At 73.8% G+C, this 22,695-nt stretch carries 22 protein-coding genes and 3 tRNA genes; 16 read left to right on the top strand and 9 right to left on the bottom strand.

Features of this window, described 5'->3' with window-relative positions:
• Positions 1 to 15: 15 nt before the first annotated feature.
• The 3 genes from ABDB74_RS15830 (at position 16) to ABDB74_RS15820 (ending at position 3,429) form a co-directional block, all read left to right on the top strand.
• Positions 16 to 1,038 (top strand): 3-isopropylmalate dehydrogenase, encoded by a 1,023-nt coding sequence (locus ABDB74_RS15830; protein ID WP_346619717.1) that lies wholly within the window; start codon positions 16 to 18, stop codon positions 1,036 to 1,038.
• A gap of 240 nt (positions 1,039 to 1,278) precedes the next feature.
• Entirely contained in the window at positions 1,279 to 2,865 is a 1,587-nt protein-coding gene (cimA, locus tag ABDB74_RS15825; RefSeq protein ID WP_346619716.1) for a citramalate synthase, read from the top strand.
• Between the two features lie 42 nt (positions 2,866 to 2,907).
• Entirely contained in the window at positions 2,908 to 3,429 is a 522-nt protein-coding gene (locus ABDB74_RS15820) for a hypothetical protein (protein ID WP_346619715.1), read from the top strand.
• A 10-nt stretch (positions 3,430 to 3,439) separates the two neighbouring features.
• On the opposite strand, the gene ABDB74_RS15815 is transcribed toward ABDB74_RS15820, so the two are convergent.
• The 3 genes from ABDB74_RS15815 to ABDB74_RS15805 all read right to left on the bottom strand — a co-directional run bounded on the left by ABDB74_RS15815 (position 3,440) and on the right by ABDB74_RS15805 (position 5,113).
• Positions 3,440 to 4,177 carry a glutamine amidotransferase gene (locus ABDB74_RS15815; protein WP_346619714.1) on the bottom strand — a complete coding sequence of 246 codons (738 nt, stop codon included), beginning with the start codon at positions 4,175 to 4,177 and terminating at the stop codon, positions 3,440 to 3,442.
• Positions 4,178 to 4,181: 4 nt separating this feature from the next.
• Positions 4,182 to 4,508 (bottom strand): putative quinol monooxygenase, encoded by a 327-nt coding sequence (locus ABDB74_RS15810; protein ID WP_346619713.1) that lies wholly within the window; start codon positions 4,506 to 4,508, stop codon positions 4,182 to 4,184.
• A gap of 224 nt (positions 4,509 to 4,732) precedes the next feature.
• Positions 4,733 to 5,113 (bottom strand): VOC family protein, encoded by a 381-nt coding sequence (locus ABDB74_RS15805; RefSeq protein WP_346619712.1) that lies wholly within the window; start codon positions 5,111 to 5,113, stop codon positions 4,733 to 4,735.
• Positions 5,114 to 5,167: 54 nt separating this feature from the next.
• Between ABDB74_RS15805 and ABDB74_RS15800 the strand changes: the two genes are divergently transcribed.
• From ABDB74_RS15800 to ABDB74_RS15775, 6 genes are all read left to right on the top strand, one after another.
• Positions 5,168 to 5,980 (top strand): fumarylacetoacetate hydrolase family protein, encoded by an 813-nt coding sequence (locus ABDB74_RS15800; protein ID WP_346619711.1) that lies wholly within the window; start codon positions 5,168 to 5,170, stop codon positions 5,978 to 5,980.
• On the top strand, positions 5,977 to 7,476 hold the full coding sequence (gene gltX, locus ABDB74_RS15795; RefSeq protein WP_346619710.1) for a glutamate--tRNA ligase: 1,500 nt from the start codon (positions 5,977 to 5,979) through the stop codon (positions 7,474 to 7,476). The genes ABDB74_RS15800 and gltX overlap by 4 nt, the downstream gene beginning before the upstream one ends.
• Entirely contained in the window at positions 7,473 to 8,645 is a 1,173-nt protein-coding gene (locus tag ABDB74_RS15790; RefSeq protein ID WP_346619709.1) for a type II CAAX prenyl endopeptidase Rce1 family protein, read from the top strand. The genes gltX and ABDB74_RS15790 overlap by 4 nt, the downstream gene beginning before the upstream one ends.
• Before the next feature lie 77 nt (positions 8,646 to 8,722).
• A tRNA-Gln gene (locus ABDB74_RS15785) sits at positions 8,723 to 8,794 on the top strand.
• Between the two features lie 44 nt (positions 8,795 to 8,838).
• Positions 8,839 to 8,911: transfer RNA gene (locus ABDB74_RS15780), tRNA-Glu, on the top strand.
• A 111-nt stretch (positions 8,912 to 9,022) separates the two neighbouring features.
• A tRNA-Glu gene (locus tag ABDB74_RS15775) sits at positions 9,023 to 9,095 on the top strand.
• A 49-nt stretch (positions 9,096 to 9,144) separates the two neighbouring features.
• Here the strand turns inward: ABDB74_RS15775 and ABDB74_RS15770 are convergent.
• Positions 9,145 to 10,245, bottom strand: a complete 1,101-nt coding sequence (locus ABDB74_RS15770) for a sulfite oxidase (RefSeq protein ID WP_346619708.1) — start codon at positions 10,243 to 10,245, stop codon at positions 9,145 to 9,147.
• Between the two features lie 48 nt (positions 10,246 to 10,293).
• Positions 10,294 to 10,995: an IclR family transcriptional regulator gene (locus tag ABDB74_RS15765; RefSeq protein ID WP_346619707.1), complete on the bottom strand. Its 702-nt coding sequence runs from the start codon at positions 10,993 to 10,995 to the stop codon at positions 10,294 to 10,296.
• Positions 10,996 to 11,068: 73 nt separating this feature from the next.
• Between ABDB74_RS15765 and leuC the strand changes: the two genes are divergently transcribed.
• Both leuC and leuD read left to right on the top strand, forming a co-directional pair.
• The gene (gene leuC, locus ABDB74_RS15760; RefSeq protein WP_346619706.1) at positions 11,069 to 12,475 is read left to right on the top strand and encodes a 3-isopropylmalate dehydratase large subunit; all 1,407 of its coding nucleotides are present in this window, start codon (positions 11,069 to 11,071) and stop codon (positions 12,473 to 12,475) included.
• Between the two features lie 3 nt (positions 12,476 to 12,478).
• Positions 12,479 to 13,102, top strand: a complete 624-nt coding sequence (leuD, locus tag ABDB74_RS15755) for a 3-isopropylmalate dehydratase small subunit (protein WP_346619705.1) — start codon at positions 12,479 to 12,481, stop codon at positions 13,100 to 13,102.
• Between the two features lie 20 nt (positions 13,103 to 13,122).
• On the opposite strand, the gene ABDB74_RS15750 is transcribed toward leuD, so the two are convergent.
• The 3 genes from ABDB74_RS15750 to cofC are packed head-to-tail and all read right to left on the bottom strand — an operon-like array spanning position 13,123 to position 16,760.
• On the bottom strand, positions 13,123 to 14,052 hold the full coding sequence (locus tag ABDB74_RS15750) for an NUDIX hydrolase (RefSeq protein ID WP_346619704.1): 930 nt from the start codon (positions 14,050 to 14,052) through the stop codon (positions 13,123 to 13,125).
• Entirely contained in the window at positions 14,036 to 16,111 is a 2,076-nt protein-coding gene (locus ABDB74_RS15745; protein WP_346619703.1) for an RNA degradosome polyphosphate kinase, read from the bottom strand. The genes ABDB74_RS15750 and ABDB74_RS15745 overlap by 17 nt, the downstream gene beginning before the upstream one ends.
• A gap of 4 nt (positions 16,112 to 16,115) precedes the next feature.
• Entirely contained in the window at positions 16,116 to 16,760 is a 645-nt protein-coding gene (cofC, locus tag ABDB74_RS15740) for a 2-phospho-L-lactate guanylyltransferase (RefSeq protein ID WP_346619702.1), read from the bottom strand.
• A gap of 113 nt (positions 16,761 to 16,873) precedes the next feature.
• On the opposite strand from cofC, the gene ABDB74_RS15735 reads away from it, so the two are divergent.
• The 3 genes from ABDB74_RS15735 to ABDB74_RS15725 all read left to right on the top strand — a co-directional run bounded on the left by ABDB74_RS15735 (position 16,874) and on the right by ABDB74_RS15725 (position 19,988).
• Positions 16,874 to 17,710: a lysophospholipid acyltransferase family protein gene (locus ABDB74_RS15735; protein ID WP_346619701.1), complete on the top strand. Its 837-nt coding sequence runs from the start codon at positions 16,874 to 16,876 to the stop codon at positions 17,708 to 17,710.
• Positions 17,707 to 18,702 carry an NAD(P)H-dependent glycerol-3-phosphate dehydrogenase gene (locus tag ABDB74_RS15730; protein ID WP_346619700.1) on the top strand — a complete coding sequence of 332 codons (996 nt, stop codon included), beginning with the start codon at positions 17,707 to 17,709 and terminating at the stop codon, positions 18,700 to 18,702. Before ABDB74_RS15735 ends, ABDB74_RS15730 begins: the two co-directional genes overlap by 4 nt.
• Before the next feature lie 149 nt (positions 18,703 to 18,851).
• A complete protein-coding gene (locus ABDB74_RS15725; RefSeq protein ID WP_346619699.1) occupies positions 18,852 to 19,988 on the top strand; it encodes a cystathionine gamma-lyase in 1,137 nt (378 codons plus the stop codon).
• Here ABDB74_RS15725 and ABDB74_RS15720 read toward each other — a convergent pair.
• The gene (locus ABDB74_RS15720) at positions 19,959 to 20,759 is read right to left on the bottom strand and encodes a CDP-alcohol phosphatidyltransferase family protein (RefSeq protein WP_346619698.1); all 801 of its coding nucleotides are present in this window, start codon (positions 20,757 to 20,759) and stop codon (positions 19,959 to 19,961) included. The genes ABDB74_RS15725 and ABDB74_RS15720 overlap by 30 nt on opposite strands.
• A 97-nt stretch (positions 20,760 to 20,856) precedes the next feature.
• Between ABDB74_RS15720 and ABDB74_RS15715 the strand changes: the two genes are divergently transcribed.
• Both ABDB74_RS15715 and ABDB74_RS15710 read left to right on the top strand, forming a co-directional pair.
• A complete protein-coding gene (locus ABDB74_RS15715; RefSeq protein ID WP_346619697.1) occupies positions 20,857 to 21,993 on the top strand; it encodes a D-alanine--D-alanine ligase family protein in 1,137 nt (378 codons plus the stop codon).
• The gene (locus ABDB74_RS15710; RefSeq protein ID WP_346619696.1) at positions 21,990 to 22,670 is read left to right on the top strand and encodes a hypothetical protein; all 681 of its coding nucleotides are present in this window, start codon (positions 21,990 to 21,992) and stop codon (positions 22,668 to 22,670) included. Before ABDB74_RS15715 ends, ABDB74_RS15710 begins: the two co-directional genes overlap by 4 nt.
• Positions 22,671 to 22,695: the final 25 nt, after the last annotated feature.

The raw sequence follows: 22,695 nt of genomic DNA, 5'->3' as shown, positions 1-22,695 counted from the left end.
CTAGGGTCGCTTCCCATGCGCCTGGCAGTGATCCCTGGAGACGGCATCGGTCCCGAGGTCGTGGCGGAGGGCCTCAAGGTCCTCCACGCGGTCGCGCCGGACCTGGAGACCACCCCGTACGACCTGGGGGCGGCGCGGTGGCAGCGCACCGGCGAGCTGCTCCCGGACACGGTGCTCGACGAGCTGCGTCAGCACGACGCGATCCTGCTCGGCGCCATCGGCGACCCGAGCGTGCCGCCGGGGATCCTCGAGCGCGGCCTGCTGCTGCGCCTGCGGTTCGAGCTCGACCACCACGTCAACCTGCGGCCGGCGAAGCTGTTCGACGGGGTGCGCAGCCCGCTGGCCGATCCGGGCCCGATCGACATGCTCTGCGTCCGCGAGGGCACCGAGGGCCCCTACGTCGGCAACGGTGGCGTGCTCCGCAAGGACACCCCGCACGAGGTCGCGACCGAGGTCAGCCTCAACACCGCCTTCGGGGTGGAGCGCGTGGCCCGCTACGCGTTCGAGCGGGCCGCCGCCCGCCCGCGCAAGCACCTGACCCTCATCCACAAGACCAACGTGCTCACCCACGCCGGTGGTCTGTGGTCGCGCACGGTGGAGGAGGTGTCGGTCGAGTTCCCCGAGGTGACCGTCGCCTACCAGCACGTCGACGCCGCCTCGATGTTCTTCATCACCGACCCGGGCCGCTACGACGTCATCGTCACCGACAACCTCTTCGGTGACATCGTCACCGACGTCGCGGCCGCCGTCACCGGCGGCATCGGGCTGGCGGCCAGCGGGAACCTGGACGCGTCCGGCACCAACCCGAGCATGTTCGAGCCGGTGCACGGTTCCGCGCCCGACATCGCCGGCCGGGGCGTCGCCGACCCGACGGCCACGGTCCTGTCCGTCGCACTGCTGCTGGAGCACCTCGGCCGCACCGAGCAGGCGAAGAAGGTCGACGCCGCCGTCGCCTTCGACCTGTCCACCCGCGACCCGCGGGCGCCGATCCGCACGTCCGACGTCGGCGACCGGCTCGCGGCGCTCGCCGGCGGCTGAGCCCCCCGGCCGGCGGCTGCTCCCGCAGCAGACCGCCGGCCGCCAGGGCGGGGCCGAGCCGGGTTTCCGGGACCGGGGTTGCCGCGCACCGCGCCTCCCGTGCTTTCATGGTCGGCGATGCACAGCAGCGGCACGATCATCATCGCCTAGCGCGCAGTCACCTCCCCGACTGCGCGCAGACCTCCCGTACCCGGGGGGTCTTTTTCGTGTTCGGGTCGGCCGCCATCCCCGGGAGACACCGTGACCACCACCGAGACCGACTTCCACGTCTTCGACACCACGTTGCGCGACGGCGCCCAGCGGGAGGGCGTCAGCTACTCGGTCGCCGACAAGCTCGCCGTCGCCCGGCTGCTGGACGAGATCGGGGTCGGCTTCATCGAGGGCGGGTGGCCCGGAGCGCTGCCCAAGGACACCGAGTTCTTCTCGCGGGCACGCACCGAGCTGCAGCTCAAGCACGCCCAGCTGGTGGCGTTCGGCGCCACCCGCAAGGCCGGCGTGGCGGTGGAGGACGATGCCCAGGTGCGCGCCCTGCTGGACGCGCAGACGCCGGTCGTGTGCCTGGTCGCGAAGTCCGACGTCCGGCACGTGCGCGAGGCGCTGCGCACGACGCTGGAGGAGAACCTGGCGATGGTGGCCGACACCGTCGCCTTCTTCGTCGCCCACGGCCGGCGGGTGTTCCTCGACTGCGAGCACTTCTTCGACGGCTACGCCGCCGACCCCGACTACGGGGTGCGCGTGCTGCAGGCGGCGTTCGACGCCGGCGCCGAGGTCGGTGTCCTGTGCGACACCAACGGCGGCATGCTGCCGATGGGCGTGGGCCGCGTGGTCGCCGACGTGCGGGCTCGCACCACGGGCATGCTCGGCATCCACTGCCAGGACGACACCGGCTGCGCCGTGGCCAACACGCTCGCGGCGGTCGAGGCCGGCGTCACCCACGTGCAGGGGACGGCGAACGGGTACGGGGAGCGGGCCGGGAACGCCGACACTTTCGCGCTGATCGGGAACCTCGTCACCAAGATGGGCATCCCCGCCGTCCCGGCCGAGTGCCTGCCGGAGCTGCAGCGGGTCAGCCACGCGATCGCCGAGCTGGCCAACATCGCGCCCGACGAGCACCAGCCGTTCGTCGGTGCCTCGGCGTTCGCGCACAAGGCCGGGCTGCACGCCAGCGCGATCAAGGTGAGCCCCGAGCTGTACAACCACCTCGACCCGGCGGTCGTGGGCAACGACATGCGCATCCTGGTCACCGAGATGGCCGGCCGGGCGTCGGTCGAGCTCAAGGGCCGCGAGCTCGGCGTGGACCTCACCGGCCAGGCCGACGCCATCGGCCGGGTGGTCGACCAGGTGAAGGTGCTCGAGGCCGACGGCTGGTCGTTCGAGGCCGCCGACGCCTCGTTCGAGCTGCTGCTCCGGTCGCAGCTGCCCGGGGCCCCGGCGCCCCTGTTCGAGCTGGAGAGCTACAAGACCTCCGTCGAGCACTGGGGCAACGGCGTGGTGATCAGCGAGGCGACGGTGAAGGTGCACGTCGACGGCGAGCGGATCATCAGCACCGGCGAGGGCAACGGCCCGGTGAACGCGCTGGACAACGCGCTGCGGCAGGCGCTGGTGAGCCGCTACCCGCAGCTGGCCGACGTCGCCCTCGCCGACTACAAGGTGCGCATCCTCGGCTGGAAGGGCGGCACGAGCGCCACCACGCGCGTGCTCATCGACACGACCGACGGGGTGGGGGAGTGGACCACCGTCGGGGTGCACGCCAACATCGTCGAGGCGTCGTGGCACGCGCTGGTCGACGCGCTCACCTACGCCGTCCTGCGCCGTCCGGCGCCGTAGCGGGCGATGTCACCGGTACACGAGCTGGGAACCGTCGCCGCGGTGACCCGGACAGTCGACCTGTCGGAGCGGCGACCGACGGAGCGGGACTCCGCGTTCGAGGACTGGACCGTCGACGGTGTCCCGCTGCGTCGGCTGGTGGCCGACCGCTGGGGGGTGCCGGACCTGCCGTCCGAGCTCACCCGGCTGTGGCCGGAGGATCCTGGAGCGGCTGTGGCCGGTCTGCGTGCGTTGCTCGGCGAAGGGGCTCCGGACTTCGACGACGGCCGTGTCGCCCTGCTGGTCTGTTCGGTCGACCAGGACATCAACTGCCGCGCGCTCGGCACGCGGTTGGTGATCGACAACGACACCGTCCAGTGGCGCGACGTCGGCTGGCAGTGCGACTTCGCGGAGTTCGTCCCTGCGCCGGACGAGTACGGACCGCTACCCACGTACTCCTTCGACCGGCGGCAGTACGAGGGCCTGCTCGGCGAGCTGCTGCGCCGTTACGAGGCACTCGCCGCAGCGACTCCGGCCGCGCCACCGGCACGGCGACGGCGCCGTTGGGGCCCGTGGTCGCGCTGAGCGGCGCGGCTCAGCCGTAGCGGGCGACGAAGTTGGCCAGTAGCCGGCCCGGTGCGGTCACCGCCGCGCTGCCCAGCCTGCCGATGACCGCCTCGACCTCGGTGGCGGGGAAGTAGCCGGCGTGCTGGTAGATGCGCACCCGCTGCACGATGGCGGCGAGGTCGAGCTCCGGGTGGAACTGGGTGGCGTAGACGTTGCGGCCGACCTTGAACATCTGCACCGGGCAGGTCGCCGACGAGGCCAGCAGCACTGCGCCGGGCGGGAGCACGCGGCAGGCCTCCTTGTGCCCGACGAACGCCTCGAACCGGTCGGTGACGCCGGCCAGCAGGGCGTCGTCGCGGCCCTCGGGCGTCAGGCTGATCTCTACCGCTGACACCGGCTCCGCGTAGGTGCGGTCGACCACCCCGCCGCGGTGGGTGCCGAGGGTGCCGATCCCGTAGCAGGCGCCGAAGAAGGGCAGGTCCCGGTCGACGATCTCGTCGAGCAGGCGGCCGACGTCGCGCTCCACCCGGACCTGGACGGCGGACTTCTCGTCCGGCGCGTCGCTGGAGTTGAACGGGCCACCGCCGAGGAAGACCCCGGCGTAGTCGTCGAGGTCCAGCGCCGGCAGCGGTGCGGCCTCCAGCCGGATGCGGTGCAGCCGCCCGGCCGGCAGTGCGGTGCAGCTCAGGAACGACCGGTACTCGGCGTCGGCCGCGTCGGCCGCGTCGTCCTCGGGCCGGGAGGACAGCAGCAGGAACGGCTGCACCGGGTCAGCGCGGCTGGATCTCACCCATCGGGCCCCAGCCGGCGACGTCGGGCGCGTCCACGTAGATGATCTGCGGCTGCGCGGACACCAGGTCCGGCGCCTGCTCGACGAAGCGCTTGAAGGCGTCAGTGGCGACGTGGGCGGCGCCCGCGTCGGCGTCCCGGAAGCCCTCGACGCAGACGTAGGTGTTCGGCTCCTCGAGGCTCCGGGACCACTCGAAGAACAGCGAGCCCTCCTCGGCGTTCACCGCACGGGCGTAGTCGGCGGCCAGCCCGGTCCACTCGTCGGCGCGCTCGGGACGGACGGGGAACTTCACGACGATGAGGATCACGACGACATTGTCGGCCTCCGGCCGGCACCGCGGCCAGTTGCCGTCCCCCTGCTGCGCGGAGCGACGTGGCACGGCTGCCCGGGACCCTCCGGGCCCCACCCGCCGCGACACCGCGGCCGGTCGCCGACCCGCGGTGAGGTTCCTGCGGGCAGTCTGTCTCTGCCCACCTCAGCTGGGCAGAGACAGACTGCCCGCGGAACAGGTGGTGCGCCGGCGCGCGCCCGTCACACGGAATCCAGCCGGGTCCTCAGCAGGCAGAACTCGTTGCCCTCCGGATCGGCCAGGACGTGCCACCCCTCGTCGCCGGACTGGCCGACGTCGGCCGGCGTCGCGCCCAGGTCGAGCAGCCGCTGCAGCTCGGCGTCCTGGTCGCGGTCGGTGGGGTTGAGATCGATGTGCAGCCGCACCTTGCCCGGCGTGGGATCGGCGACCTTCCCGAAGACCAGCGTGGGCGCCGGGCCGCCGAAGCCGGCCTCCGGGCCGATCTCGACGCTGCCATCCTCCTCGCGGCCGAGCACCCGGTAGTCGAGCACGGCGGCCCAGAAAGCGGCCAGCGACTCGGGATCACGACTGTCGACGACGAGCTCGGAGAAGCGGCAGGCCATGGGCGCAGACGGTAGGTCGGGAGGCGGTCGCCCGCCGACGACTAACCTCGCGATGTGCGCATCGTCCGTTTCGCCTCTCCTCAGGGCATGTCCTTCGGCGTCCTCGACGGGGACGGCCAGGTCGCCCAGATCGAGGGCCACCCCTTCGGCCAGATCTCCTTCACCGGCACGCGCTTCGCGCAGGCCGACATCCGGCTGCTCTCGCCGATCCTGCCCAGCAAGGTGGTCTGCATCGGCAAGAACTACGCCGAGCACGTCAAGGAGATGAACACCGGCGAGGCGCCGAAGGAGCCGCTGCTGTTCCTCAAGCCCTCGACGTCGGTCATCGGCCCCGGTGACGCCATCCGCATCCCGCCGGGCAGCACCAACGTGCACCACGAGGTCGAGCTGGCCGTCGTGATCGGTGCCCGGGGAGCGCGCAACGTGACGCCGGAGCAGGCGCTGGGCAGCGTCTTCGGCTACACCATCGGCAACGACGTCACCGAGCGGGACATGCAGGCCGGCGACGGGCAGTGGACCCGCGCCAAGGGCTTCGACTCGTTCTGCCCCCTGGGCCCGTGGATCGAGACCGACCTGTCCGGCATCGGCCTGGACGCGACCGATCTCGAGGTCACCTGCGACGTCGACGGCGAGCGCCGGCAGTCCGGCCGCACCAGCCAGCTGCTCTTCGGCGTCCCGACGCTGATCTCCCACATCTCCCAGGTGATGACCCTGCTCCCCGGCGACGTGGTGCTCACCGGCACCCCGTCCGGTGTCGGGCCGATCCGGCCCGGTCAGACGGTGTCCTGCAGCATCCAGGGGCTGGGCACCCTGACCAACTCGGTCTCCGCTGCCGACGCCGTGTCGACCGCGGGCGGCGCCCGATGACGGAGGTCCCCGCCCCGCCCGGCGCCGTGCGCACGCGCTTCTGCCCCTCCCCGACGGGCCTCGTCCACGTCGGCCTGATCCGGACGGCGCTGTTCAACTGGGCGCACGCGCGGCACCACGGCGGCACGTTCGTCTTCCGCATCGAGGACACCGACGCCGCCCGCGACTCGGAGGAGTCCTACCGGCACCTGCTCGACAGCCTGCGCTGGCTCGGGCTGGACTGGGACGAGGGGCCGGAGGTCGGCGGACCGAACGGGCCGTACCGCCAGTCGGAGCGGCACGAGATCTACCGCGAGGTGGCCGCCAAGCTGCTGGCGTCCGGGCACGCGTACGAGTCGTTCTCCACCAACGAGGAGGTCGACGCCCGTCGGCGGGCCGCGGGGGAGGACCCGAAGCTCGGCTACGACAACCACGACCGGTTCCTCACCGAGGCCCAGAAGGCGGCCTTCCGGGACGAGGGCCGGATGCCGGTCCTGCGGCTGAAGATGCCCGACGAGGACCTCGTCTGGACCGACCTCGTCCGCGGTGAGGTCCGCTTCGCCGCCGGAGCCGTGCCCGACTTCGTGCTGGTCCGCGGCAACGGCGCGCCGCTGTACCCGTTCGTGAACCCGGTGGACGACGCCCTGATGGGCATCACCGACGTGCTCCGGGGCGAGGACCTGCTGCCCTCGACCCCGCGGCAGCTGGCGCTGTACTCCGCCCTGAGCGACATCGGCGTGGCCACCGGCACCCCGCGTTTCGGGCACCTGCCGCTGGTGACCGGTGAAGGGACCAAGAAGCTCTCGAAGCGCGACCCCACGTCCAACCTCGACGTGTACCGGGAGCGCGGCTTCCTGCCCGAGGGCCTGGTGAACTACCTGGCGCTGCTGGGCTGGTCGATCGCCGACGACCGGGACATCTTCTCCACGGCCGAGCTGGTCGAGGCCTTCGACGTCACGCGGGTGAGCGCCAACCCGGCGCGCTTCGACCTGAAGAAGGCGGAGGCGATCAACGCCACGCACCTGCGCGGGCTGCCCGTCGAGGAGTTCACCGCGCGCGTCGTCCCTCATCTGGCCGACGCCGGCCTGGTCGGCGACCCGCCCACCGCGGAGCAGGACGCCGTCCTGCGGGCCATCGCCCCGTTGGCGCAGGAGCGCATGATCGTGCTGTCGGAGGCCGTCGGGCTGCTGGGCTTCCTCTTCGTCGACGAGGTGGAGATCGACCCCGCGGCGGCGGAGAAGCAGTTGGCCGGTGAGAGCGCCGTCGAGGTGCTGGACGCCGCCACGGCGGCCCTGCGGGCGCTGGACGAGTGGACCACTCCAGCCATCGAGCAGGCCCTCAAGGAGGCGCTGGTCGAGGGGCTCGGCCGCAAGCCGCGGCAGGCTTTCGGCCCGGTCCGGGTGGCGGTCAGCGGGCGCACGGTCTCCCCGCCGCTGTACGAGTCGATGGAGTTGCTCGGGCGGGATCGGACGCTGGCGCGGCTCGCCGCTGCGCGCACGGTCGCCAGCGAGGGATGACCCGTCCCGGCGCCGGTGGCGGGCCGGCCGACGAGTGGTACGGCGGGCCGCCGCCGACGCACCGGCCGGGGCCGGGACAGCCACCGCCCGTTCCTTGGTCGCCCCCACCGCCGCCCCAGTGGGGGCCCTACCCGGCCCCGCCGCCGCAGTGGGGGCCCTACCCGGCGCCGCCGCCGCAGTGGGGGCCCTACCCGGGCCCGCCGCCGGTGGCCTGGGCCCTGCCCCCGGGGACGCCGCCGCACGACGTGCCGCAGCCGTTCCTGCTCGCGATGCGCTCCCGGGACTGGGCGTGGTGGCGCCCGGTGCTCGGGCTGCTGCTGATCGGCGTGGTCTTCCTGGTGGCGGGCGCCGTCGTCGGGGTGATCGGGATCCTCACCGGCGTGAGCCCGGACCTCGCCCTGCTCGATCTCACCGACCCGGGCGTGCTGCTGGTCACCAACGCCACGCTGATCGTGGCCATCCCGGTGGTCTGGCTGGCGTGGGCGGTGGCGCACGGCATGCGCCCGGGGTGGTCGTCGTCGGTGCTGGCCAGGCTGCGATGGCGGCTGCTGCCCCGGCTGACCCTGCTCGCCCTGTGCTCCCTCGGCGTCGCGGTGGGCCTGTCGGCCCTCCTGGCGTTCACCGTCGGCGACGCCCAGCTGGAGGGGCCGGTGGCGTCGTGGGGCTGGCTGCTCGCCGTCGTCCTGCTGACCACCCCGTTGCAGTCGGCGGCGGAGGAGTACCTCTTCCGCGGCTACCTGAGCCAGGCGATCGCCGGCTGGATCGGCCGCCCGGCCGCCGGGGCGGTGGTGGCCGCCCTCGTCACCGCGACGCTGTTCGCGCTGGCGCACCTGCCACCGACTCCCGTGGCCTTCCTCGACTACCTCGCCTTCGCGCTGGCCGCGTCGGCGGTGGTCTGGCTGACCGGGGGCATCGAGGCGGCGATCGTGCTGCACGCCGTGAACAACGTGCTGATCTTCCTGCTCGCCGGCCTCCTGGACGACGACCTGGCCGCCGCGGGACCGGTGCCGGCCGGTGTCGGCCTGGCCTCGCTCGCGCTGACGCTGGCGGGCACGGGCGCCTACGTGGCGCTCGTGGCGTGGTGGCGGCGGCGCGGGGGAGCGGAGACGTGCACGGCGGCCCAGGACCTGCGTGGTCCGGCGGTGGGGGCGCCGGTGCCGGCGCGCTGACCCGGCCAGGGGGGGTGGTGCGACCCGGGCCGGCGGAGTCAGGTATCGTCTTCTCCGGCGCCGCGAGGTGCTACCCATGGGGTATGGGGTAATTGGCAGCCCGACGGTTTCTGGTTCCGTTAGTCTAGGTTCGAGTCCTGGTACCCCAGCGAGGAAGCCTGGTTCCTCTCGCAGTACAGCAGTGACACAGCACGGCCCCGTCGTCTAGCGGCCCAGGACGCCGCCCTCTCACGGCGGTAGCGAGGGTTCGAATCCCTTCGGGGCTACGCGACCGAGAGCCCCCGACCACCCGGTCGGGGGCTCTCGCCGTCTCGGGCGTCGTCCTCCCGACCCCGCTGCCGGGGGCCGATCCGGCCATGGCAAAATGGTTCCTGCACGGCCCCGTCGTCTAGCGGCCTAGGACGCCGCCCTCTCACGGCGGTAGCGAGGGTTCGAATCCCTTCGGGGCTACGCGATCGAGAGCCCCCGACCACCCGGTCGGGGGCTCTCGCCGTCTCGGTCAGGCGAGGACCGTGACCGGGACCCGCTGCACGAGGTTGTTGGCCATGCCCTGGCGGTTCCACTCCTGCTCGACCGGTTGGGCGCCCTGCTCGTCGGTCGCGCGCACGAGCAGCTCGTGCGCTCCAGCGGTCGCGGTCCAGTCGTAGGTCCAGGCCCGCCACGCGAACGGGTGGGCGGGGTCGGCCGGCGCGAGGACGGCGTCGTCCCAGGTCCGCCCGCCGTCGGTGCTGACCTCGACCCGCGTGACCGGCGCACGACCGGACCACGCCCGACCGGACAGCGGCACGGCGCCGGCGCGGACGAACCGCTCCCGCGTCATGAAGTCCGGCCAGCCCGGCGGGGCGACGAGGGCGCGCGGCCGGATCCGGGTGACCGGCTCGCCCTGGTCGTCCGCCTCCACCTTGAGCCGGTAGGCGGTGGCGTTCTGGTAGCCGGTGAACGGCTCGGTCAGGACGTCGATCCGGGTCAGCCACTTCACGTGGGCCATGCCGTACCAGCCGGGGACCACCAGCCGGAGCGGGGCGCCGTGCTGCGGGGGCAACGGCTGCCCGTTCATCGCCCAGACCAGCAGCGCCTCCGCGCGCAGCGCCTCGGCCACCGGCAGCCCGCGGGCGTAGTCCTGCTCGACGCCGCGCTCCACGCCGTGGTCCGCGCCGGTGAAGACGACGTCGACGGCGGCGGGGGAGAGCCCGGCCTCCTCCAGCAGCGGCGCCAGCGGAGTGCCGGTCCACTCCGCCGTCCCGACGGCCTCGAGGAGCCAGGGCTGGCTGACCGGTCGAGGGTCGAGCCGGGCCCGGCCGTTGCCGGCGCACTCGAGCAGCACGCGGGAGGTGACGGCGGGGCGGCGCACCAGGTCGTCCAGGCCCAGGGTGAGCGGCCGGTCGACGGCGCCGCCGATCCGGAGCTCCCAGGAGCCGGGGTCGGCTGCGGGGATGTCGAAGTGCGTGAGCACGTAATGCAGGCCCGGCGGGGTCACGTCGTACCGGAGCGCCTCGAGCGGCAGGCCGTGGTTGCGGGTGGCCAGGGCGAGTTCGTCGAGGCCGATGCCCTCGCCGGCCTCGGCGACGCGGGCCGACCCGCGGCTGTCGGTAGCGGTCATGGGTCAGTGTCCGGCCGGTCGGGCGGCGGCGTCCAGTGCTTAGCGGTTCTAGCGCGCCGCGCGGGAGATGGCGGCCGACGCGTCGAGCACCGCGCCGATGACCTCGGCGCCGGGTCGCCGGCCGAGCCGCTCCACCGGCCCGGAGATGGAGACCGCACCCAGCACCGCGCCGGTCGCGTCGCGGACCGGTGCGGAGAGCGAGGCGACGCCCGCCTCGCGCTCGGCGACGCTGTGCGCCCAGCCCCGGCGGCGGACGTCGAGCAGCGTGCGGGCGGTGAAGCTGGCCGACGGGAGCAGTCGGGTGACCTCGTCTGCGGGCATGAAGGCCAGCAGGGCGTGCGCCGCGGATCCGGCCGTCATGGGCAGGCGGGCGCCGACCGGGACGGTGTCGCGCAGCCCGCTGGTGCGCTCCGCCGCGGCGACGCAGACCCGGGTGGCGCCGTCCCTGACGTAGAACTGCGCGCTCTCGCCGGTGGCGTCGCGCAGGGTGACCAGGTGGCGCCCGGCGATCTCGCCGATGTCGGCGGTGGCGCGGCCGAGCTCGGCGAGCGCCGGACCGGGGGCCCAGCTCCCGGTGTCGGTGCGGCGCACGAGGCGGTGGCCCTCCAGCGCGACGGCCAGCCGGTGCGCCGTCGCCCGCGGCAGTCCGGTGCGCGCGACCAGCTCGGCGAGGCTCGCCGGCTCCTGCGCCACGGCGTGCAGGATCGAGACCGCTTTGTCCAGAACCGCGACCGGGTTAGGCTGTCCCACACAGCAATACTCGCATCCCGCGGAATGAGACGGCTACCTCGGGAGCGACCAGTCACCCGAAGGGGACGCCACCGTGCCGAAGACCCTGGCCGAGAAGGTCTACGACGCCCACGTGGTGCGCAGCACCGCGGGCGAGCCCGACCTCCTCTACATCGACCTGCACCTCGTGCACGAGGTGACGAGCCCGCAGGCGTTCGACGGCCTCCGGGCGGCCGGTCGCACCGTCCGCCGTCCCGAGCTCACGATGGCGACCGAGGACCACAACGTCCCCACGCTGGACATCCTCGCCCCGATCGCCGACCCGGTGAGCCGGGCGCAGGTGGAGGCGCTGCGGAAGAACACCGCCGAGTTCGGCATCCGGCTCGCCCCGATGGGCGACCGCGACCAGGGCATCGTGCACGTCATCGGCCCGCAGCTCGGCCTGACCCAGCCCGGCCTGACGATCGTCTGCGGCGACAGCCACACCTCCACGCACGGGGCGTTCGGGGCGCTGGCCTTCGGCATCGGCACCAGCGAGGTGGAGCACGTGCTGGCCACCCAGACACTGCCGCAGTACCGCCCGAAGCAGATGTCGGTGACCGTCGAGGGCGAGCTGGCTCCCGGCGTCTCGGCGAAGGACATCATCCTGGCCGTCATCGCCCAGATCGGCACCAACGGCGCCCAGGGGCACGTCATCGAGTACCGGGGCAGCGCCATCGAGGCCCTGTCGATGGAGGCCCGCATGACGATCTGCAACATGTCGATCGAGGCCGGCGCGAAGGCGGGGCTCATCGCACCCGACCAGACCACCTTCGACTTCCTGCAGGGCCGCCCGCACGCCCCGCAGGGCGCCGACTGGGACGCCGCCGTCGAGCACTGGCGCACGCTGCGCACCGACGACGGCGCGCTCTTCGACCGCGAGGTGACGCTGGACGCCTCGACGCTGACGCCGTTCGTCACCTGGGGCACCAACCCCGGTCAGGGTCTGCCCATCGACGGCGTGGTGCCCGACCCGGCCCAGTTCGACGACGAGGGCGAGCGGCGGGCCGCCGAGCAGGCGCTGGCCTACATGGGTCTGACCCCGGGCACCCCGCTGCGCGAGATCCAGGTCGACACCGTGTTCCTGGGCTCCTGCACCAACGGCCGGATCGAGGACCTGCGCACCGCCGCGGCCTTCCTCCAGGGCAAGAAGATCGACCCGGACACCCGCATGCTCGTCGTCCCCGGCTCGGTCGGCGTGAAGCTGCAGGCCGAGGCGGAGGGCCTGGACAAGGTCTTCACCGAGGCCGGCGCCGAGTGGCGGGGGGCCGGGTGCTCGATGTGCCTGGGCATGAACCCCGACCAGCTCAAGCCCGGCGAGCGGTCGGCCTCGACCAGCAACCGCAACTTCCAGGGTCGCCAGGGCAAGGGCGGGCGCACCCACCTGGTGTCGCCGTCGGTGGCCGCCGCCACCGCGCTGACCGGCCGCCTCACCGCCCCCGCCGACCTGATCGGAGCCTGAGCCATGGACGCCTTCACCACGCACACCGGCACCGCCGCGCCCCTGCGCCGCAGCGCGGTCGACACCGACCAGATCATCCCGGCCGAGTACCTCAAGCGGATCACCCGCACCGGCTTCGAGGACGGCCTGTTCATCGCCTGGCGGACCAACGAGCCGGACTTCGTGCTCAACCGCCCGGAGTACGCCGACGCCTCCATCCTGGTGGCCGGCCCTGACTTCGGCACCGGTTCCTCCCGCGAGCACGCCAACTGGGCGCTGCTGGACGGCGGCTTCCGGGTCGTCATCAGTTCCCGGTTCGCCGACATCTTCCGCAACAACTCGACCAAGTCCGGGCTGCTGACGGTCGTCCTGCCGCAGGCCGACGTCGAGGCGCTGTGGACGGCGATCGAGGCCGACCCGGCGACGCCGGTGACGGTGGACCTGCAGGCCAAGCAGGTCACCTGGGGGTCGGCGCGGGCGGGTGAGGAACGGACCGTGCCGTTCGAGGTCGACGACTACACCCGCTGGCGGCTCCTGGAGGGGCTCGACGACGTCGGCCTCACCGAGCGGCACCTCGACGACATCGAGACCTACGAGGCGGCGCGCCCGTCCTGGCTGCCGAAGGCCCTCCCGGCCCTCCCCGCCTGACCTGCCGGCCCCCGGCGCCCTCAGGGGGCGTCGGGGTCGGCCTCGAAGTCGCGGTAGTAGTCCGCGACCAGAGCCCCCGGCCGGCCGCCGAGGGCCCACACGCTGCCCTTGGCGGCCGGCGGCAGCAGCCCCCGGACGCCGTGGCCGTGCACCCCGAGCGCCTGCAGCACCGACGGGATCACCGCGCCCTGGCTGCACAGCACGGTGACCCCCGGGTCGGCCCGGGGCGCGAGCAGCTCCTCCACCACGGCCAGGCCGGCGTCGGGGTCGTCGGCGAACGCCTCCTCGCCCATCCGGGGTGACGGGCGCACGTCCACGCCGAGGCGCTCGGCCAGCGGCTCCACCGTCTGCGTGCAGCGCACCTTCGGGGCGCTGAGCACGTCGTCCGGGGCGAACCACGCCAGCGCCTCGGCCAGTTGCTGCGCCTGCCGCCGTCCCTTCTCGTCCAGCGGCCGCAGCTCGTCGGGCCCCTCGAACTCGTGCTTGCTCCCGGCCCGGCCGTGCCGGACCAGCAGCAGGCTCACCTCACGCGGGACGTCGGTGCGTGCCGCGTCGGTGATCACCAGCCGGTCGTGCTCGTGGGTGCAGCATGCGGCGGCCTCCTCGGGGGCGAGCCAGCGCAGCTCGTCCACCTCGTCGTTGGGGAGGAAGGAGCCCCCCACCCAGCGCATGAGCCAGTAGTCGACGTGCTTGGGCACGCCGTCGACCGCGTACTGCGTGGTCGGCCCGCGGCGTCCGGCGACGACGCCGAGCCCGGTCTCCTCGACGACCTCGCGGCACGCGGCGGCCAGGGCGTGCTCACCGGCGTCGAGCTTCCCCTTGGGCAGCGACCAGTCGTCGTAGCGCGGACGGTGGACGATCGCGATCTCGATGCCGTCGTCCCCGGCCGGGCGCCAGACGACCCCGCCGGCGGCCGCGATCGCCCCCGCGGGCTCAGCCGGCGGCAGCATGGATGCGGCGCATCAGCTCGGCCTGGTAGTCCCGTCCCGCCAGGCGTTCCCACTGCCCGTCGCTGCGCAGCTCCCAGGACCGCACCCCGGGGGCCATCGCCGGCGTGAGCGACTCCTGCAGCTGGGCGCGGGCCGACTCGTCGCAGACCCGCAGCAGCACCTCGACCCGGCGGTCGAGGTTGCGGTGCATCAGGTCGGAGCTGCCGATCCACCACTCCTGGTCGCCGGCGTTCTCGAACGAGATGACCCGCGAGTGCTCCAGGAAGCGGCCGACGATCGAACGCACCCGGATGGTCTCGGACAGGCCGGGGACGCCGGGGCGCAGCGCGCAGATGCCCCGGACGAACAGCTCGACCGGGACGCCGGCCCGCGAGGCCTCGTACAGCGCGTCGATGATCCGCTCGTCGACCACCGAGTTCGCCTTGATCCGGATACCGGACGGCTGACCCTCCGCCGCGTGCCGCGCCTCGCGCCGGATCTTCTCGAGCAGCCCGTTGCGGATGCCGTGCGGCGCCACCATCAGCGTGCGGTAGTTGGTCTGCCGGGAGTAGCCGGTGAGCGTGTTGAACAGGTCCGTGAGGTCCGCGCCCACGCGCGGGTCGGCGGTCAGGATGCCGAGGTCCTCGTAGATGCGGGCGGTCTTCGGGTTGTAGTTGCCGGTGCCGATGTGGCAGTACCGCCGGATCAGGCCCTGCTCGCGGCGGACCACCAGGGCGGTCTTGCAGTGGGTCTTCAGGCCCACCAGCCCGTAGACGACGTGGCAGCCGGCGCGCTCCAGCGAGCGGGCCCAGGTGATGTTGGCCTCCTCGTCGAACCGGGCCTTGATCTCGACCAGGACGACGACCTGCTTACCGGCCTGGGCGGCCTCGATCAGCGCATGCACGATGGGTGAGTCGCCCGAGGTGCGGTAGAGCGTCTGCTTGATCGCCAGCACGTCCGGGTCGGCGGCGGCCTGCTCGATGAACCGCTGCACGCTGGTGGCGAACGAGTGGTACGGGTGGTGGACCAGGACGTCGCCCTCGCGCAGGGTGGCGAAGACGCTCTTGGGGGTCTCGCCCTCGGAGAGGCGCGGGTGGGTGGCCGGGACGAACGGCTCGTCCTTGAGCTCGGGCCGGTCCAGGTCGTAGAGCGCCATCAGCGCGGCCTGGTCCAGCAGTCCGGGCACGTGGACGACGTCGTCCGGTGAGACCTCGAGCTCGGACATGAGCACCTCGAGGATCCGCGGGTCCATCGGCTCGGCCACCTCCAGGCGCACCGCCGGACCGAACCGCCGCCGGGCGAGCTCGCGCTCGAGCGCCTGGAGCAGGTCCTCGTCCCGGTCCTCCTCCACCTCCAGGTCGGCGTTGCGGGTGACGCGGAAGAAGTGGTGGTCCAGCACGTCGAGGCCGGGGAACAGCTGCGCCAGGTGCGCGGCGATGAGGTCCTCGAGCGGGAGGAACGTGGCGGTGGTCGCGCTGCCGGGGGGCACGGGCACGAAGCGGGGGACGTTGTTGGGCACCTTCAGCCGCGCGAAGCGGGGGGCGCCGGAGTCGGGGTCGCGCACCGACACGGCGAGGTTCAGGGAGAGCCCGCTGATGTACGGGAACGGGTGCGCCGGGTCGACCGCCAGCGGGGTGAGCACGGGGAACACCTGGTCGCGGAAGTACTCGCGCAGGCGCACCGCCGCCTCGTCCTCCAGGTCCTCCCAGTGGATGATCCGGATGCCGGCGTCCTCGAGCCGGGGGAGCACGTCCTTGTTGAAGACGTCGGAGTGCCGCTGCACGAGTTCCTGGGTGCGCGCGGTGACCCGCTCCAGCTGCTCCCGGATCGTCAGCCCGTCGGGGGAGCGGACGGTGAGCCCGGTGCTCTGCCGGCGCTTCAGCCCGGCGATCCGCACCATGTAGAACTCGTCCAGGTTGCTGGCGAAGATCGCGAGGAACTTCACCCGCTCCAGCAGCGGCAGCGAGTCGTCCTCGGCCAGTTCCAGCACGCGGGCGTTGAAGTCCAGCCAGGACAGCTCGCGGTTCAGGAAGCGGTCGGCGGGCAGAGCGTCCGTGGTGTCATCGGGGGGAAGGGGCACCCGGTCATCGTGCCGCACGCAGGTGAACGGCGAGACCCGGCGAGCGCCTGAGCAGGTCGGCCGTGTGCTCGCCGAGCCCGAGCGCGACCGCGGCGCGCAGGTCCCCGGCCGTGTCCACGTCGCGCAGCAGCCCCGGCCAGTCGCCGGTCAGGGGCACCGCCCCGTCGCCGCGGTGGGCCTGCGCCGAGCCGCGCCCGAACCGCGGGAGCAGGTCGGCGCCGGTGGCGGTGAGCAGCGTGGTGCCGGTGCCCTGCGCGTCCGCGACGAAGCAGCGCGGCGCCCCCTCGGCCGCCCGCAGCGCGGCGGCGAGCTCGGCCGGTCGCAGAGCGGGCAGGTCGGAGGAGAGCGCCGCGACCGCCGCGCCGCCCGCGTGCCGGGCGCCGTGCTCGAGCGCCGGGTTGAGCCCCCGGTCCGGTCGGTCGGGGACGGGGCGGGCCCCGAGCCCGCGCACGAGGTCCGCGGCGGCCGGCTCGTCGGTGACGACGACGACCGAGCCCACCTCCGGGCAGGCGAGGGCGGCCGCGACCGTGTCGGCGAGCAGGGCCAGGACCAGCCCGTCGTGGTCGCTCCCGGGTGCCGTGAGGGGCCGCAGGCGCGTCTTGGCCACGGCGAGCCGCTTCGCCGGGATCACGACCGACCAGCTGCCCACGACCACAATGTGAGCACACCGCCCCCGGGCGCGGTGCCGGTGCGGACCCCGGTGGCCCGCGATCGCCGGCGCGGGTCGATCATGGGCTGGCCGGCAGAGAGGGAGGCGGGACGGTGACGGAGGAGAGGTCCTCGCACGGCCCGGTCACGGGCGGGTCCACCCCGGGCGAGGGGGCCGTCGGCCACCGGCCGGCCCGGTGGCGCACCCGCGGCCGGCTCTCGGTCTCCCTGCTGCTGTGCATCCTGGTCATCTACCCGGTGTCGTCCCTGCTGTTCCGGCTGCGCTACCGCCACGGCGACCGCATCCCGGTCCGCGGGTCGGTGCTCCTGGTCGCCAACCACGTCTCGGTGCTCGACCCCCTGGCGTGCGCGCGGCTGGTGTTCGACCACGGCCGCATCCCGCACTTCCTCGCCAAGGAGGCGGTCTTCGCGGGGGTGGCCGGCACGATCCTCCGGTCGGCGGGGCAGATCCCGGTGGCCCGGTACACCACGGCCGCCCGCGGCTCCCTGGACGCCGCGCGGGCCGACCTGCGGGCGGGCAACCTCGTCGTCATCTACCCCGAGGGCTCGGTCACCCGGGACCCGGACTGGTGGCCGATGCGGGCGCGCACGGGTGCCGCGCACCTGGCGCTGACCACCGACGCCGTCGTCGTCCCGGTGGCCCAGTGGGGGCCGCAGCGGGTGCACGACTACCACGACAAGAAGCTGCGCCCGGCCCTCCGCGTGCCCGTCGACTCCTTCGTCGGCGAGCCGATCGACCTCTCCGCCGTGCGCGCGGAGGTGCGGGCCGGGCGCCCGCTGAACGCCGAGCTGCTGCGGGAGACGACCGATCTGATGATGTCGAGGGTGCGCGACCAGCTGGCCGAGCTGCGGGGCGAGCGTCCTCCGCTCGCCGTCCACCCGGGCCCGGGGCGCCGGCGTTCCGACGGCCCCGCGGGGAGTGCGGCATGACGCGGGCCGCGGTCCTCGGTGCCGGTTCGTGGGGCACGACGTTCGCCAAGGTGCTGGCCGACGCCGGCTGCCAGGTGATGCTGCACGCCCGGCGTCCGGAGCTGGCCACCGCCATCGCCGAGCGCCGGGAGAACCTCGAGTACCTCCCCGGCGTGCGGCTGCCGGAGCGGCTGCGGGCCACCGCCGACCCCGCCGAGGCGCTGCTCGACGCCGACGTCGTCGTGCTGGCGGTGCCCTCGCAGTCGCTGCGGGGGAACCTGGGCGAGTGGCGGGAGCTGCTGCCGCCGGACGCGACGCTGCTGTCTTTGATGAAGGGCATCGAGCTCGGCACCACCAAGCGGATGAGCGAGGTGATCTGCGAGGTCACCGGTGCCGGCCCGGAGCGGGTGGCGGCGCTGAGCGGCCCCAACCTGGCGCGGGAGATCGCCGAGGAGCAGCCGGCCGCCACGGTGATCGCCTGCTCCGACGCCGGCCGGGCGGCGGTGCTCCAGGAGGCCTGCCACACCCGCTACTTCCGGCCGTACACCAACCCCGACGTCGTCGGCTGCGAGCTGAGCGGGGCGGTGAAGAACGTCATCGCGCTGGCCTGTGGCATCGCCGAGGGGCTCGGGTTCGGTGACAACACACGGGCCTCGCTGATGACCCGCGGGCTCGCCGAGACCGCCCGCCTGGGACTGGTGCTGGGTGCGGAGCTGACCACGTTCGCCGGGCTGGCCGGGCTGGGCGACCTCGTCGCCACCTGCAGCTCGCCGCTGTCGCGCAACCGCACCTTCGGGGAGAAGCTCGGCCGCGGGATGACCGTCGAGGAGGTGCAGCGGAGCACGCGGCAGACCGCCGAGGGCGTGAAGAGCTGCCGCTCGGTGCTCGACCTGGCCCGGGCGCACGGCGTCGACGTGCCGATCACCGAGGCGGTCGTGCGCGTGTGCCACGAGGGGGAGGCGCCCGGGCAGATGGTGCGGGAGATCATGTCGCGGGAGGCGAAGCCGGAGTGAGCGGACAGGGGCGTGAGCATCGCAGCGAGGCGGCCGGTGACAGGGAGGGAGCATCGCAGCGAGGGACGAGCGAGGAGCGGACCGACCGCGGAACCGGCCTGGACCTCCGAGCGAGGAGCGGAGCGCCCCGCGGGAGCGAACAGGGTGCAGTGAGCGAGAACGGGTGGGGCGACGGGACCCGGTCGGTGCGGGCGGGGGAGGGCCCCGCGGTGCCGGGGTCCCCGCTGCGTCCCTCGCCGGTGTTCGCCGCGCCGTTCCACCTCGCCGACCAGCCGCCGCGAGCCGGTGGCGCCGATGCCTACGCGCGCACCGAGCAGCCCACGCTCCGGGCCTTCGAGGACGCCGTCGGCGAGCTCGACGGCGGGCGCTGCCTGTCCTTCGCCACCGGGATGGCCGCGCTCACCGCCGCCGTCCTCGCTTGCACCCGGACCGGTGACCGCGTCGTCTTGCCCTCGGACGGCTACTACACGACCCGGCTGCTGGCCGCCGAGGAGCTGGCCCGCTTCGGGATCGACGTTGAGTACGTGCCCACGCCGGAGATCGGGCGGGTGGCCGCCGGCGGCGGGCTGGCCGGGGCGCGCATGGTCCTGCTGGAGACGCCGAGCAACCCGCAGCTGGACGTCTGCGACATCGCGGCCGTGGCCGAGGCCGCGCACGCGGCCGGCGCCCTCGTGGCCGTCGACAACACCACCGCGACCCCGCTGGGCCAGCGGCCGCTCGCGCTGGGGGCTGACCTCACCGTGGGCAGCGACACGAAGGCGCTGACGGGGCACAGCGATCTGCTGCTCGGCCACGTGTCCATGACCGACGACGAGCTGCACGCCCGGGTGAAGGGCTTCCGGGACCGCACCGGCAGCACGCCGGGGCCGTTCGAGGCCTGGCTGGGGCACCGATCCATGAGCACCCTGGATCTCCGGCTGGCCCGTCAGGCGGCGAACGCGGCGGCGGTCGCCGAGGTGCTCGCCGGCCACCCCGCCGTCACGAACCTGCGGTGGCCGTGGCGCGCCGGCGACCCGTCGTCGGCGCTGGCCACCCGGCAGATGCTCCGGCCGAACGGGGTCCTGTCCGCCGAGCTGCCCGGCGAGGCCGCCGTCTCCCGGTTGCTGGGGGCGAGCCGGCTGTGGGCGGCGGCGACCAGCTTCGGCGGCGTGCACAGCACGATCGACCGGCGGGCGCAGTGGGGCGGGGACGACGTCCCGGCCGGCTTCGTCCGGCTGTCCTGCGGCATCGAGGACACCGCCGACCTCGTCGCCGACCTATCCCGCGCGCTCGACGCCCTCGGCTGACGCGGACCGGCGGCGGCTGCCGGCCACGGTCAGCCAGATGCTCACGCCGAAGTAGTAGACGAGGTACACCAGGCTCAGCGCGACGACCAGCGGGTGCGGGTCGGGGTACTGGACGATCAGCACCGCGAAGGTGACCAGCCACACGGTGGCCAGCCCGAGGTTCAGGCCGCGCAGCAGCTTGGTGCGCGACGGGTAGACGTACTTGACCGGGATGAACACCAGCACGGTCAGGACGGCGAGCGCGATGCCGACGCCGGTGGTGCCGACGTCCAGGACGATCGCGTAGAAGGCCACGACGTTCCAGTAGCTCGGGAAGCCGAGGAAGTAGTGGTCCTCGGTCTTCGCGTCGATCCGGCAGAACTGGTAGCAGGACGCCAGCAGGGGGAGCGCGGCCAGGACCCAGCCGAGGGCGCCGCCGGGGATCCGGTCGGTCGTCCAGAGCAGCACGATCGGGGCGAAGACGTAGGTCAGGTAGTCGACGATGTCGTCCATCCGGGCGCCGTCGAACCAGGGGATCGTCTCCTTGACCCGGAACCGCCGGGCCAGCATCCCGTCGGTGCCGTCGATGAACAGCGTCGCGAGGATGAGCCACAGGGCGGTCTCGACGGCGCCGTCGAAGGCCGCGAGGACGAGGAGCAGGCCGAGCACCGAGCCGCTGGCCGTGTACAGGTGCACCGCCGCTCCGGCCAGGCGCAGTCCTCGGGAGTGCCCGGGCCCGTCCGTGGTGCGCGCCGTCCCGGGTGCGGTCTGGTGGGCTGGGTCGTCGTGCACGCGACGAGGCTGCCACACCACGGGCCCCTCGGCGGCTCGACGCCGTGTTCGACGACGCGTCAGGGCGGCGGAACCGGGCTCGGTTAGGGTCGCGGGGATGAGCGGCGTGGGCGGCAAGGTGCGTGTGGCGGTCGTGTTCGGGGGCCGCAGCGAGGAGCACGCGATCTCCTGCGTCTCCGCGAGCAGCGTGATGGCCGCGCTCGATCCCGAGCGGTACGAGGTGGTGCCCGTCGGCATCGCCCGCGACGGCCGCTGGGTGCTGCCCGCGGCCGATCAGCGGCTGACGATCACCGACGGCGTCCTGCCCGAGGTGACCGGTGGCACGGCGGTCTCGCTGGTCGGCGATCCCGAGGCCCGCGGGCTGGCCGTCCTGGAGCCGGGCGCGGCGGTCGGGCGGGCGCTCACCGAGGTCGACGTCGTCTTCCCCGTGCTGCACGGCACGTTCGGCGAGGACGGCACGGTCCAGGGGCTGCTGGAGATGACCGGGCTGCCCTACGTGGGGTCGGGCGTGTTCGCCAGCGCGGCGTCCATGGACAAGGAGTTCACCAAGAAGCTGCTGGCCGCCGCGGGCCTGCCGCAGGGGGAGCACGTCGTCCTGCGCGACTCGCACGGCGCGGTGTGCGCCGAGCCGTCGGTCCTCGACGAGGCCGGGCGGGACCGCCTCGGGCTGCCGGTCTTCGTCAAGCCGGCGCGTGCCGGCTCCAGCATCGGCATCAGCAAGGTCACCGACTGGGCGCAGTTCCCCGCGGCCGTCGCCGCGGCCGCCGCGGTCGATCCGAAGGTGATCGTGGAGGCGGCCGTCCCCGGCCGGGAGATCGAGTGCGGTGTCCTGGCCGCCCGCGGGTCCGGTCTCCCGGAGGCGAGCCTGCCCGCCGAGATCCGGCTGCGGCCCGGCGTCGACTGGTACGACTTCGCGGCCAAGTACCTCGACGACGCCGCGGAGTTCGACATCCCCGCCGAGCTCTCCCCGGAGCAGGTGGCCGCCGTCCAGGACGCCGCCCGCCGGGCCTACCTGGCGCTGGACTGCCGCGGGCTCGCCCGGGTCGACTTCTTCCTCGGCACCGGCCCGGACGGGTCGGACCGGCTGGTGATCAACGAGGTGAACACCATGCCGGGGTTCACCCCGATCTCGATGTTCGCGCGCATGTGGGCGTCCACGGGCGTCGACTTCGCCGCGCTGGTGGACCGGCTGGTGACCGGCGCCCTCACCGGCGGTCCGCGGCCGGCCCGGTGATCCTCGGGCGGCGGGCCCGGCGCGCCGCCCGGTCCCCGCTCGCCGCGGGCGCCCTGGCCGCCGTGGCCGTGGCCGTCGCCGTGCTGCCGGGCTGCGGGCGCGCGGTCGACGGCGTGCCGACGGCCGTGGCGCCCTCCAACCGGCCGACGGACCCCGCCGAGCTCGAGCGGCTGATCGTCACCGACGTGCCCTCGGGCCGGCCCCGGCTGCCCGACGAGGACCTCGAGCCGCCGGCGGGGGAGAAACGCCTGGAGGACGTCGCCGGCTACTCCACCGACCCGGCGCGCGAGCGCGAGGTGCTCGAGAGCTACGGCTACCGCTACGGCTGGGAGCGGTTCTGGGGGCACGGGGACGGCCCCATCACCGGGGTCTTCGTCGACCAGTTCGACCGGCGGTCCGGCGCCCGGTCCTACGCCCAGGACCTGGCCCGCAACGACGCCGAGCTCTACCCGGGGGTGCTGAGCGAGGACCCGCCGGAGCTGCCCGCCAACTGCCGCCTGCTGACCGTGGACGCGCCCGTGCCCGAGGCCGGTCTGGTCGACCCGGCCGCCTTCGCCTGGTGCTGGCACGGCGTCTTCAGCGTCTCGGTGACCGCGGTGGCGGAGACGAAGGCCGACGCCGTCCGGGAGGTCGGCGCCGTCCTCGAGGAGCAGTTGGCGCTGCTGCCGCCGGCGTGAAGCCGTCCGGCGGCGCGCAGCGGGC

Origin of the sequence: Blastococcus sp. HT6-4, from assembly GCF_039679125.1 — a bacterium.
GTDB classification, from domain to species: Bacteria; Actinomycetota; Actinomycetes; order Mycobacteriales; family Geodermatophilaceae; genus Blastococcus; species Blastococcus montanus.
The sequence above is the reverse complement of the archived record's forward strand: the minus strand, read 5'-3'. Positions and strand labels throughout refer to the sequence as shown.